Origin of the sequence: Gaetbulibacter sp. S0825, from assembly GCF_011777505.1 — a bacterium.
GTDB lineage: Bacteria > Bacteroidota > Bacteroidia > Flavobacteriales > Flavobacteriaceae > Pontimicrobium.
The window spans coordinates 628,260-641,467 of record NZ_JAATJT010000001.1; the positions used below are offsets into that span (position 1 = coordinate 628,260).

At 32.6% G+C, this 13,208-nt stretch carries 12 protein-coding genes; 7 read left to right on the plus strand and 5 right to left on the minus strand.

Features of this window, described 5'->3' with window-relative positions:
• Positions 1–9: 9 nt before the first annotated feature.
• From HB672_RS02970 to HB672_RS02980, 3 genes are read left to right on the plus strand one after another with little or no spacing between them, the layout of a single operon-like run.
• A complete protein-coding gene (locus HB672_RS02970; RefSeq protein WP_167607458.1) occupies positions 10–864 on the plus strand; it encodes an MBL fold metallo-hydrolase in 855 nt (284 codons plus the stop codon).
• 3 nt (positions 865–867) lie between these two features.
• On the plus strand, positions 868–2,478 hold the full coding sequence (locus HB672_RS02975) for a S8 family peptidase (protein ID WP_167607461.1): 1,611 nt from the start codon (positions 868–870) through the stop codon (positions 2,476–2,478).
• Between the two features lie 16 nt (positions 2,479–2,494).
• Positions 2,495–4,414, plus strand: coding sequence for a M1 family metallopeptidase (locus tag HB672_RS02980; protein ID WP_167607464.1), 1,920 nt, complete (start codon positions 2,495–2,497; stop codon positions 4,412–4,414).
• Between the two features lie 42 nt (positions 4,415–4,456).
• On the opposite strand, the gene HB672_RS02985 is transcribed toward HB672_RS02980, so the two are convergent.
• Entirely contained in the window at positions 4,457–5,659 is a 1,203-nt protein-coding gene (locus HB672_RS02985) for a succinylglutamate desuccinylase/aspartoacylase family protein (RefSeq protein ID WP_167607467.1), read from the minus strand.
• 8 nt (positions 5,660–5,667) lie between these two features.
• Positions 5,668–7,518, minus strand: a complete 1,851-nt coding sequence (locus HB672_RS02990) for a CBS domain-containing protein (RefSeq protein WP_167607470.1) — start codon at positions 7,516–7,518, stop codon at positions 5,668–5,670.
• Between the two features lie 111 nt (positions 7,519–7,629).
• Between HB672_RS02990 and rnpA the strand changes: the two genes are divergently transcribed.
• Genes rnpA through HB672_RS03010 form a run of 4 tightly spaced genes read left to right on the plus strand, consistent with a single transcriptional unit; the run spans position 7,630 to position 11,335 of the window.
• Complete coding sequence (rnpA, locus tag HB672_RS02995) at positions 7,630–8,001, plus strand: ribonuclease P protein component (protein ID WP_167607473.1); 372 nt, start codon at positions 7,630–7,632, stop codon at positions 7,999–8,001.
• A 7-nt stretch (positions 8,002–8,008) separates the two neighbouring features.
• On the plus strand, positions 8,009–8,821 hold the full coding sequence (locus HB672_RS03000) for a DUF4349 domain-containing protein (protein WP_167607476.1): 813 nt from the start codon (positions 8,009–8,011) through the stop codon (positions 8,819–8,821).
• A 4-nt stretch (positions 8,822–8,825) separates the two neighbouring features.
• A complete protein-coding gene (locus HB672_RS03005; RefSeq protein WP_167607479.1) occupies positions 8,826–10,460 on the plus strand; it encodes a S41 family peptidase in 1,635 nt (544 codons plus the stop codon).
• A gap of 32 nt (positions 10,461–10,492) precedes the next feature.
• Positions 10,493–11,335 carry an OmpA family protein gene (locus HB672_RS03010; protein WP_167607482.1) on the plus strand — a complete coding sequence of 281 codons (843 nt, stop codon included), beginning with the start codon at positions 10,493–10,495 and terminating at the stop codon, positions 11,333–11,335.
• On the opposite strand, the gene HB672_RS03015 is transcribed toward HB672_RS03010, so the two are convergent.
• From HB672_RS03015 to rpiB, 3 genes are read right to left on the minus strand one after another with little or no spacing between them, the layout of a single operon-like run.
• Positions 11,336–11,782, minus strand: a complete 447-nt coding sequence (locus HB672_RS03015) for a GNAT family N-acetyltransferase (RefSeq protein ID WP_167607485.1) — start codon at positions 11,780–11,782, stop codon at positions 11,336–11,338.
• A gap of 20 nt (positions 11,783–11,802) precedes the next feature.
• Positions 11,803–12,723 carry a cation diffusion facilitator family transporter gene (locus tag HB672_RS03020; protein ID WP_167607488.1) on the minus strand — a complete coding sequence of 307 codons (921 nt, stop codon included), beginning with the start codon at positions 12,721–12,723 and terminating at the stop codon, positions 11,803–11,805.
• Positions 12,724–12,746: 23 nt separating this feature from the next.
• Positions 12,747–13,184 carry a ribose 5-phosphate isomerase B gene (gene rpiB, locus HB672_RS03025; RefSeq protein ID WP_167607491.1) on the minus strand — a complete coding sequence of 146 codons (438 nt, stop codon included), beginning with the start codon at positions 13,182–13,184 and terminating at the stop codon, positions 12,747–12,749.
• Positions 13,185–13,208 lie beyond the last annotated feature (24 nt).

Genomic DNA, 13,208 nt, shown 5'->3' on the forward strand with positions numbered 1-13,208 from the left:
GCAATAACTATGAAATTATATCCTATAAACGCCGGAAATTTTAAATTAGATGGAGGGGCTATGTTTGGTGTGGTGCCAAAATCTCTATGGCAAAGAACCAATCCTGCCGACAGTAATAATATGATTGATATTGCGGCACGCTGTTTGTTAATTGAAGATGGAAATCGATTAATTTTAATTGATACTGGAATGGGAGATAAACAAAGTGATAAATTCTTTGGGTATTATTATTTGTGGGGAAACGACAGTATTGATGCCTCATTGAAAAAATATGGCTTTCATCGTGATGATATTACCGACGTGTTTATGACACATTTACATTTTGACCATTGTGGTGGTAGTATTCAGTGGAACAAAGATAAAACTGGTTATGAGCCTGCTTTTAAAAATGCTGCGTTTTGGAGCAATGAAAATCATTGGCAATGGGCTATAAAACCCAATAAAAGAGAAAAAGCATCGTTTTTGACTGAAAATATTATTCCAATGGAAGAAAGTGGTCATTTAAAATTTGTTGACCTTCCAAGTGACAAGGTTTTAAAAAATTCACCGTTAGGTTTTGATATTTTCTTTGCCGATGGTCATACCGAAAAACAAATGATTCCACTTATTAAATATAAAGATAAAACCATAGCTTTTATGGCAGATTTATTACCTACGGTAGGCCACTTACCTATACCATTTGTAATGGGTTACGATACTAGACCGCTTTTAACACTTGATGAGAAAGATGTGTTTTTAAATATGGCAGCCGATAACAGCTTTTATTTATTTTTAGAACATGATGCACATCATGAAATAATAACAGTACAGCACACCGAAAAAGGTGTTCGCTTCAAAGAAAAACTTACTTTAAATGATTTATAAAAAATGAAAAAACTTAACCTCTTTATTTTAGGCATACTAACAATGACTTTGTTATTTGGCTGTGGCTCTTCTGCCGCTATTTTGTCTACACCTATTGAAAATATTGACAATACACCCTTAAAGTATACTGAGCTTTCGGAAAACGAATCTAAAAACTGGATGCATCTAGATTTGATGAAAGATACCATTCCTGGAATGAGCGTTAATAAAGCTTATAGCGAAATCATTAAAAACAAAAAAGGTCAAACCGTTATTGTAGCTATAATTGATGCTGGAATAGACACAAAACACGAAGATCTCGATGATGTAATCTGGATAAATAAAAAAGAAATACCCAACAACAATAAAGATGATGACAAAAACGGTTATGTAGACGATATCCATGGCTGGAATTTTTTAGGAGATACCTATGATGAACAATTCGAATATGTTCGGATATTAGTAAGCGGCGACAAAAGTCATCCAAGATATGCTGAAGCCCAAGCTGAGTACAATAAAGAATATCAAGAATACAGCAGCCTAAAAGCACAATACGACCAAATAATTCAACAAGTGGTTGCTTCTCACCAGGCTATTTCGAAACATTTAAAAAAAGAGGATTATACCAAAGAAGAGGTGTTAGCTATTAAAACAACAGACCAATCTTTGTTGAGAGATGTATCGGTTATTAAGCAAACATATGGCTTTGGTATTGGCGACATAAAAGAAACCATTGAGGCTTTTAAAAACGATCTTTCCCAAATTAATGATCGATTAAATGTTAATCTAAACAAAAGCCTAAAAGGAAGAAAAACAGGAGACGACCCTAACGATTTTACTCAAACAACATACGGTAACAACAATGTTAACCCTGTTAAAAAAGAAGAATTACATGGTACGCATGTAGCTGGCGTTATAGCTGCAGAGCGTAACAATGGTAAAGGAATGAATGGTATTGCTAATCACGTGAAAATAATGGCATTAAGAGCAGTGCCGAATGGTGATGAGTATGACAAAGATATCGCTTTAGCAATTAAGTATGCGGTAGATAATGGTGCTAAAATCATTAACGCAAGCTTTGGTAAGTACTACTCACCACATAGTGATAAGGTACAAGAAGCGCTTGTTTATGCGGCCGATAATGATGTGTTATTCGTTGGTTCGGCAGGAAATGAAAGTTTAGATCTTGATAAAAAACCAAGCTATCCTAATGATCAAAAAAATGATGGTTCAGAGATAATGGACACCTATTTATCGGTTGGTGCTACAGATTCTAAATATGGTTCCAATCTTGTAGCATCCTACTCTAATTACGGAAAGAAAAATGTTGATGTATTTGCTCCTGGATCTCAAATTTATTCTCCTAAACCAAATAATGAATACGATTTTATTGATGGTACATCGTTTGCTGCACCAGCTGTTTCAGGTGTAGCTGCCTTAATACGTTCGTACTATCCAAAACTTACGGCAGTACAAGTAAAACAAATCATCATGGATTCTGGTTTACAACTTCCAGCAAAGGTTACGGTTCCTGGTAGTCAAAATTCTGTCAAATCATTTGGAGAACTGTCAAAATCTTCTAAACTTGTAAACGCTTATAACGCTTTGATTATGGCAAGCAAAATATCAAATTAATATTACACTATATTTTATGAAAACTTTATTCTCAAGAATTCTTTTAATAGCCATCTTTTTAGTTGGTGTTAAATCAAACTCACAAAACAATCCTAATCCTGGTTATTGGCAACAACACGTTGATTATACTATGGAAATTGATATGAATGTTGAAACATTTCAATATCAAGGAAAGCAAAAATTAGTTTATACCAATAACTCCCCTGATGTTTTAGATCGTGTGTTTTACCATTTGTATTTAAATGCATTTCAACCTGGAAGCAATATGGATATGCGCTTACAGAACATTGCAGATCCAGATGGAAGAATGGTAACAAATGTTGGTACTAAAGAAAATCCGATTATTGAAAGTAGAATCAGTAAACTAAAACCTAATGAAATTGGTTATATTAAAGTCGCTTCGTTAACACAAAATGGAAAACCGCTTGAATATGATGTTGCTGACACTGTTTTAGAGGTTAAGCTAGCAACTCCAATAAAACCAGGCGAAAAAGCAACATTCGATATGGTTTTTAGTGCGCAAGTGCCTTTACAAATCAGAAGAAATGGTAGAAATAGTCGTGAAGGTATAGATTTATCTATGGCACAATGGTATCCTAAATTAGCAGAGTATGATTTTGAGGGTTGGCATGCTGATTCATATATAGCAAGAGAATTTCATGGTGTTTGGGGAGATTTTGATGTTAAAATATCCATAGACAGAAATTATGTTATAGGTGGTACTGGTTACCTTCAAAACCCAGAAGAAATAGGGCATGGTTATGATGCTAATAAAACAAAAGGGCCAATAGGTTCTGGCGAGAAATTAACATGGCATTTTAAAGCTCCGAACGTTCATGATTATACTTGGGCCGCAGACCCAGATTATAATCACGAAAGTCTTCAAGTACCAGACGGACCTATGCTTCATTTTCTTTGGAAAGACAATCCTGAAACCAACGAAAATTGGAAAAAATTACAGCCCGTTACAGCGCAATTAATGCAATTTTTTAGTGAAAACGTTGGTAAATATCCTTACGAGCAATACTCTGTTATTCAAGGTGGAGATGGAGGTATGGAGTACGCTATGTGTACTTTAATTACTGGCGGTAGAAGTTTAAATGGGTTAATTGGTGTGACATCGCATGAAATGGCACATACATGGTTTCAATTTTTACTGGCCACAAACGAAGGTAAACATGAGTGGATGGACGAAGGGTTTGGAAGTTACATAAGCGCTTTGGCAATGACCGAAATTTCTGGACGAACAAGTGAAAATCCTCACCTTGGATCCTATAGAGGCTATATTAGATTAGCAAATTCGGGATATGAGCAACCACTTACTACACATTCTGATCGTTACGACCTTAATCGTGCTTATGGTACTGCTGCTTATAGCAAAGGTGCTGTTTTTATGGCTCAATTAGGCTATGTAATTGGTGAAGATAATTTAAAAACGACCATCAAAAAGTATTTTGATGACTATGCGTTTTCTCATCCAACACCAAATGATATTATTCGTACTGCTGAAAAAATTTCAGGCTTAGAATTAGATTGGTACTTAATAGATTTTGGACAAACCACAAATACTATTGATTATGGAGTTACATCGGTAGAAGCAACTGATAAAGGAACAACTATAACATTAGACAGAAAGGGGTTAATGCCAATGCCTATTGATTTAAGAGTTGAATATGTTGATGGAACTTTTGAAGATTTTTATATTCCATTAGAAATGATGCGAGGCGAAAAGCCAACTCCTGAATCCACAAAAGTATTGTCGGATTGGTCTTGGGCTAATAAAAGTTTTAGTTTTGGTGTTGCAGTAGATAAAAGTAAAATAAAGGCTGTAACTATTGACCCTATTAAGAAAATGGCAGATGTTGACGATTCAAACAATTCTTTAACCTTGGTTAAAGATGATGAATTAAAGAACAAGCCGAAAATTAAAGGTTAAAAGGTTTTAATATATAATGTTAGTTTTAAAAGGGTGTCTTAGTTAAGACACCCTTTTGTACCATTTTAGGTTTTTATACATCTCTTTTTTTGAAGTTCTTTCTCTATTAAAAAGCAACATATGCGTGGTGTTTTTTTGTTTATTTCTATAGCCAAATAAGTGAAATATTTGTTTGGCAAGGTATTTAGTTACTTTTAAATTTACTCGTAAAACTCCTCGTTGTTTATCCATCCACGTGATGCCTGGAAGCATGGTTATTAAGGTGTCCATTTTCCATTTTCTAATAACCTCGGAAAGACTTAAGAAAAACGGATGTATTTTTTTAATAATAAAAAATCCTTCGCTTCCTTTTTTTTGATAAAGAGGCATGAAAATTTTTGCACTATATGGCGATTCAATGGTTTTATTCTCCTCTGTTGCTAGTTGCTCCCCTTTTTTGACATTTTGAAAACTCTTAAAATTTGGTTTCATTTTAAAATTTTTCGTTTTTAAAAGTCTATGGAGGTAAACCACTTCATAAACTTCTTTATCTTTATCGGAGGCATTTACTAAAATATCGTAATAATCATGAAAGTTTTGCACTTCGCCTTGCTCTAAGGCGCCTGCATAAATCAAACTTAAAAAGATAAATGCTACATTGTTTGTTATGGCACTTAAATCGTCATGTTGACCAGACTCAAACCCAAGCGACACATAGCCAAGTTGATTGATATAACTCAGCAGCGGTCCATCTAAATACTCTTCAATACCTAAAACTACTGGAACTGGGAACAAGCTTGAAAATTTTCTGTTAATTAAAGCATCGTTAATAGTAATAAAAGGCAGAGTTTTACTCGAGGTTGTGTGTAAGTCTATAAAATAAAATGGCCCTTCTTCTTCTTTTAAAATATGTTTTAATATTCTATACAACTCTTGTTGCTCCCCTTCTTCGTTATTGAGATTTGTTTTATTTTCTAGCTGGCTTAAGTTTTCTTTTAACCAAACCCTATTAAGATCCTTATCTATAAATCTTTGGTTAGTTTTGAGAGCTTTTAGGTTTCCAGAAATACCATATATTGTGCCTTGTACTTGAGTTTCTTTTATTTTCTCAAAAACTTCTTTAAGTGCAAATACTCCTGCTGTTTCGTTGCCGTGTATTCCACCAAAAAAAACTATGGTAGGTCCATTGGGTTTTCCTTTAATTTTTCCAATTAATCTATCAACTAAAATAGACGTGTTTAATGCTTTGCTATAAATTTCCACCATCTAGTTTTTTAAACGTCTTTTGAAGTTATAATTCCTATTAACCTATTTTTTTCTACAACAGGAAGACTATTTATATTGTGCTTTTTCATAAGTTTTTTTGCGTCTTTTGCGCTTGAATATTGGTTAATAGTAACAATGGTTTTTTGCATGATTCCACTAATAGTACGTCTCCCATTGTGAGAATTACTTATGTATTTCTCCATATCTGTTGATGATAATAAGCCAACCAATTCCTTATCATTGTTAATTACAGGCATGTGATTAAATTTTTTCCACTTCATAATATTAATTACTAAATCAAGACTATCATTTTCATCTACAGAGAAAATATCCGAACTCATAAGGTGCTTCACTATTTTTTTTGGAGAGAATTCTGGCATCGTGTCTTTTTTAACAATATTCCATGATGATATTGGATATTCCTTTTGCTGCTTTGCATACATCTTAGAGGTTAATATTTGAATGGCTTCAAATCGTTTTCTAGTTTTTAAAAGATTTCTGTAGCTCTTAGTAATCCATTGAGATCCATTATTTGAGATAATTCTATTTTTTATAATTTCTAAATAATATTCAGCATCTTTTGGAGAAACATTCATTTTATAAAGCCCTTTGTAGGCCATTGGAATTAGTTCGTTCAAAATTAGTTCGTGACTAGGAATAATTTTACCATTCCAATGAAACTGTGTGTTCATACCATATCTTGCAGCGTTAAAAAAGTTGCTTTTAACGTCTTTAAAATTCATTTTTTGATGAATATTATCATACATTTTAGGTTTTCCCATCATGACTCCTACCCAAAATACCATATTGGCTATTTCATCAATCATTGTTGGTCCCGAAGGAATATACCTATTTTCAATTCTAAGATGTGGTTTCCCTCCGCCAACACCATAACAAGGCCTGTTCCAGCGATACACGGTACCATTGTGAAGGTTTAATGCTTTTAACCCAGGAATTTCTCCTTTTTCAAGCATTTCAACGCTGTCCTTAGTGAACTCTGTAGTCACTAAGCTTCTAAATCTAGAAACATTATCTCTAAAAATATCAGCGACACTTCCTGTAGACCAATGGTCACCAAAGCTCACTCTAGATTGTTTTTCATTTAATAAAAATGAATTGGCTCTTGTATCTACACTTTGAGTAAACAAAGATATTCTCGTTTCGCTCCAAAGTTCTTTTCCAAATAAAAGGGGGGAATTAGTACAAGCACTTAAAATAGGACCCGAAATTGCTTGTGCCCAATTATGTGTGTCTATAAACGTGTCTGGATCTACCTGTAAATGCATTTGAAAACTTGTGTTACAACCTTCAAGCATTACGCTGTCGTGGAGTAAGTTTATCTCATCAACGCCCTTAATATAAATATTAAAATCTTGCTTTCTAGACTCTTTTATGGCTTCATTTAACACAAAATATCTATCTATTGGCGTCATGTTTTCTATGCCAATATGTTTAAGCGTGAGTGTTGGTAATATTCCTGTTAATAGAACTTTAGTTTTTTTGTTTTCAGCTATTTTATTGGCTTTACCTAAAAGTTCGGTTAACTGATTGTGAAGTTTTGAAAAGCAATCATTTTTTAATTCAAGAGGGTCTAAATTTATCTCTAAATTATAGTTACCTATTTCGGTTGTAAAATGATTGTCGTTAATATCCTTTAATATTTCTACAGCATTATTACTTGGTAAAAACTCACTATCTACTAAACAAAATTCTTGTTCTGCACCTATTCTAATAGGTGATTTCTCGATTAAATCATTATTAATCATAAAATCGAGAGCCTCTATGTCCTTAAGTAAATGAAAGATATAATTAGCTTTATCTTCTTTACTGGTAAGTTTTGTTACTTTTAATTCTCCCATAAAATTTAGAAATTTTAGCTGTGTTAAATTACTACTCCCTGGGTTTTTAAAACATGATTTTTATCATACCTTAAATGAGTGTTGTATCTTGCGATTTGTTAAGTCTAATAAATGGATACCTCTTACTCTAATAAAGAAAAGCTAAAAAGCAAAAAGCTTATTGAAAAAATGTTTGTAGAAGGACGCTCTATTTCTGCTTTTCCTTTACGTTTAGTGTATCTAAAAACCCATTTTAATGATGGCGTTACTATTAAAACTGGAGTTTCGGTAAGTAAACGCCATTTTAAAAGCGCCATTGATAGAAATAGGATAAAACGATTAATGCGAGAGGCTTATCGATTAAATAAACCTATATATTTTAACAACTTTTCAACACAATGTGCGTTTATGATTTTGTACATTGGGAATGAAAAACCAACATTTGAAGAGGTCGATAAGGCTATGAAGCAGTTGTTGGAAAAGGTCCTTAAAAAGGTTTCTTAGAATAATTATGAAAACACTTTATATCTTTTTATTGCTGATTTTACCATTAGCCTGTACAACAAGCTCAGACAAAGAGAGCCGTGGAGATGTATCTTCTATCAACGGCTTACTTAATAGCGATTTTACACCCATGAGCGATGATGTTCGCTATGAAGAAGTGGATTTCGAACAAAAACTTATAAAAGAATCTTATTTTGAATTTGAAACCAATGATCTTGATAAAACCTATAATTCTATCTTAAGATATGTAAAAACTAATCGTGGGTTTATTCAAAGTGATAATGCAAATAAATCCTATGCTAGGCATTCTAGAAACTTGATTATTCGTGTTCCTACTAGTAATTTTCAAAAAACGATTGACTCAATATCAACATTAGTCGATTTTTTTGACACGAAGCGTATTACTCTAAAAGATGTTACTGAAGAGTTTATCGATTTAGAAGCTAGGCTTAAAGCAAAATTAGAGTTAGAAAAAAGGTATTTAGAGCTGCTATCTAAAGCAAAAAATGTAAAAGAAATGCTTGAAATAGAACGCGAGCTATCACATATTCGAGAAGAAATTGAAGCAAAGCAAGGTCGTCTAAAATACTTAAACGACAAAGTTTCATTAAGCACTTTAAACGTTGAGTTCTATAAAATATCTGCCGAAACTGGTGTAACAACATCTTATGGTAGAAAAATGTGGAACGCTATTCAATCTGGATTTAATGGTCTTTCAATTTTCTTTTTAGGCCTTCTAAATATTTGGCCATTTATTATTATTTTATTAGTGGCTGCTTATTTAATAAGAAAGCAACTAAGAAAAAAACGAAAAAAATAATGTTATGAAAAACTTTTTGAAAAAGAAATTCTTAGTTCCTTTATTGGCTATCGGTCTTTTTTTAACTGGAACTGCTTTTCAAAGTGACTTTTTTGAAATTGCGAAGCAAATAGAAATTTTCACCACCATGTTTAAAGAGGTTAACATGAATTATGTTGACGAAACAAATCCTGGTGATTTAATGGATACTGCTATAAAAAGTATGCTAAAGGACCTAGACCCTTACACTGTTTTTTTTAACGAACAAGATGTTGAGGCTTCTAGAATAAACAATACAGGCGATTATACAGGAATTGGGGCAAGTGTGAAAACATTAAAAGACAAACTTGTAATTATTGAACCTTATAAAGATTATCCTGCTGACCAAGCTGGATTAAAAGCTGGAGACGAAATTATTAAGGTTGAAGACATAACCGTAGCGTCTTTTAAAGAAAATGCTGGTGATTTATTGCGTGGTGCTCCTGGGTCAAAAGTAAATGTTACATATATTCGTCAGGGTAAAACAAATACAGCTACAATTACTCGTCAAGAAGTTGAAGTTGGTGCTGTTCCTTTATACGATATGATTGACGAAAATACTGGTTATATAGCATTATCTAAATTTACAAGAACAGCTTCTAGAGAAACCGGAAATGCACTTAAAGAATTAAAGGCAGAAGGAGCAAAATCTATAGTTTTGGATTTAAGAGGAAATCCAGGGGGCTTGCTACTTGAAGCAGTGAATATTGTTAATTTGTTTGTTGAAAAAGGGCAATTAGTAGTAACTACTAAATCGAAAGTAGATAAGTATAATAAAACCTATTATACCCAAAATCAACCCATCGATTTAGAAATCCCATTGGTGGTTTTAATAGATGAGGGAAGTGCTTCGGCTAGTGAGATTGTTTCTGGTTCACTACAAGATCTTGATAGAGCTGTGGTGGTTGGTGTGCGAAGTTTTGGTAAAGGTTTGGTGCAAAGGCCTAAGCAACTTACTTATGGTACTCAAATTAAAGTTACTATTTCAAGATATTACACACCTTCTGGTCGCTGTATTCAAGCTTTAGATTATTGGAATAGAGATAAAGATGGTAATGCTGTTCGTGTAAAACAAGATAATTTTAACGAGTTTAAAACAAAAAATGGTCGCTCTGTTTTTGACGGTGGAGGTATACAGCCAGATATAGTCATTGAAGATGCTAAACCTTCAACAATTACGAAAGCAATTGTTGGTGGTGATTATATTTTCAACTTTGCCACAAATTATTATTACAATAATTCTGTGGATGATTTAATGTCTTTTAAATTTTCTGATTCAGACTTTAAAGATTTTAAAAATTATTTAAAGACTACTAATTTTGATTTTAAAACAAAAACTGAAAATCAGCTTAGTGAATTAATGGTAATAGCTAAAAGTGAGGGATTGGACGAAACCCTTGAAAATGACTATTCTAAACTCATTTCATCCTTAAAATCTTACAAAACCCAAGCAGTTGACGAAAATAAAAGCCAGTTAACCTCATTATTAGAAAATGAAATTATTAAAAGATATTTTTACAGGGAAGGGCTTCATAAGTACTATTTAACCCATAATAATGAAATTAAAAAGGCCGTTGAAGTGCTAAGTGATGCAAATACTTATAAAAGCTATTTAAACTAGTTTTTATTGTATCTCTAAGAATTTTTAAGATTATGATTAAAAAAATTCTATACATATTCTTACTGTTTAGTAACATCTTATTTGCTCAAACCGAGTTAAAACATGAGGTGTATTTTGATACTGATGAGTATGAGGTTTCTGATATTGAGGATAATAGATTACTTCTTTTTATTAGAGACATTCAAAATCAAGACATTGCCAAAATATCCATTTATGGATTTTGTGATGATATTGGAAGTGATTCTTACAATCTTCAGTTATCACAACAACGTGCAAATGCGATAAAATCCATTTTTTCTGAACACGAAATTGACAATACGCTTATAAGCAACGTAGATGGAAAGGGAGAGGTGCTTTTAAAAACCGTTAATACCGTTGATGCAGATGTTATTAGAGGTTTAAATCGTAAAGTTGAAATAATAGCTTATGTATATATTCCTCCTCGTCCTGAAGTTATTAAGGAAGAAGAAACTATGGAAAGCGCTTTAAAAGGCGATTTGAAAGTTGGAGATAAAGTGGTTTTAGATAACATTTTATTTAAAACAGGTTATAGTGAAATATTGCCTGAATCTATGGAAACCCTTGAAAAAATTGCTGTACTACTAAACGAACGGAGTGATGTTTATTTTACCATTCAAGGACATGTGTGTTGTACAAAAAACACTCTGGATGCTGTAGATAGAAAAACAAAAAAACGAAACCTATCTGAAGCCAGAGCGCGTTATATTTACTATTATTTATCTCGGAAAGGTGTGAGTAAAAAACGTATGCGCTACGAAGGTATGCGTCGAAAATATCCTTTAGGTGGTGATCCAAAATACGACAGGCGCGTAGAAATTTTAGTGACTAGGATTATTAATAATGATGATAAGTAATTAAAGTTTCCTTATCATAGCAACATGAGGTATGCCATCTTCAAGGTACTCCTCTCCTATTTCCTTAAACCCTAAATTATTGTAGAATTTTTTCAAATAAGTTTGTGCGGAAAGTTTTATTGTAGTTTCATTAAAATTATCTTTTACAGCTTTCATTGAGGCTTCCATAATATCATAGCCATATTTATGTTGGCGTTTATCCTTACTCACCACTACCCTGCCAATGCTAGCTTCTTTAAAATAGTCACCTGGTTTAAAAACACGCGTATAAGCCACAATATTGTTGTCTTTTTTTCCTATAACATGTAGTGCTTTTTCGTCTTTTCCGTCAAGGTCTTGGTATACACAATCTTGTTCAACCACAAATACTTCGCTTCTTAGCTGAAGTAATTCATACAACTCTTTTGTTGTAAGTTCTTGAAAGGTTTTAGTGGTTATTTTTAGCATAATTTACTTTACAAATATTATCAATCTTGTACTATCACATCTTTATCATCACATTTACCAAATTCTGGTTGAATGTTCACATGATTAATTTCAAATTTATGGAATAATAACTCTTCTATAGTATGAAGTATGTCATCAAATTCAGATAACGTGATATTATTATGAAAATCTATATGCGCTTCAAAATGTATCTCCTCTTCGTTTAGTTGCCACACGTGAATGTGATGCGCATGTTTTATTCCTTCTAAAGCATTAATTTCTTTTACAATTTTATCTATTGGAATATCTTCTGGTGTAAACAACATCAACACCTTAGTTGATGATTTTAATAAATCGTAACCCATCCAAATTAAATATATAGCAATTAAAAAAGTTAATACGCTATCTACCCAAAACACATCGTAAAATTTCATTAACAAACCGCCTACTAATACAGCCACACTTGCCATCATATCCGTAAGTAAGTGTAAATACGCGCTTTTTAGGTTCATATTTATTTCAGAATCTTTTTTTAATAAAAGCACACTAAAACCATTTCCTAAAATTGCAATTGTGGAAAGCCATATAACTAATCCTGATTCAATTTCTTGTGGATTCTGAAAGCGTTCAATTGCTTCAATAATTAATAAAACTGCTACTATAATAAGTGTAGAGGCATTAATAAAAGCCGCTAATATTTCGGCACGCTTATAACCAAATGTTTTTTGGAGAGATGCTTTTCTTTTCGCTAATTTATTAGCTATATAACTCACTACTAATGAAATAACATCACTAAAATTATGTAAGGCATCACTTAAAAGTGCTAAACTCCCAGAAATAACACCACCAATTACTTGTGCTGCAGTAATTAGAATATTTAAAAAAATAGTAATTAATAGGTTTCTACCTTGTAAATTTCCATGATTATGATGAGAATGATTATGCGAATGCGAGTGACCCATTGTATGCTAATTTTGGATTGTTATTAGCAAGATGTTGCAGGAATTTTATTTACACGATTTTGGTGTCTTCCTCCTTCAAACTCAGTGTTTAAAAAAGTGTCAACCATTTGTAAAGCTTGTGGGATAGCTGTATATCTTGCTGGAATGCATAATACATTAGCATTGTTATGTTGTCTGGTTAACTCAACAATTTCTTTGTTCCAACATAAACCAGCTCTAACCTCTTGATATTTATTAGCTGTCATAGCCACACCATTTGCACTTCCACAAATTAGGATTCCGAAGTCAGCAGATTTATTAACCACATCTTTAGCAACAGGATGTACAAAATCAGGATAATCTACACTATCGTTACTATCTGTTCCGTAATTAGTTACCTCTATTCCTTTAGATTTAAGAAGTTTAATAATAGCAAATTTATAATCGGTTCCTGCGTGATCGTTTCCTATAGATATTTTCAAAATTAGTTGTTTTAATTAGTTATA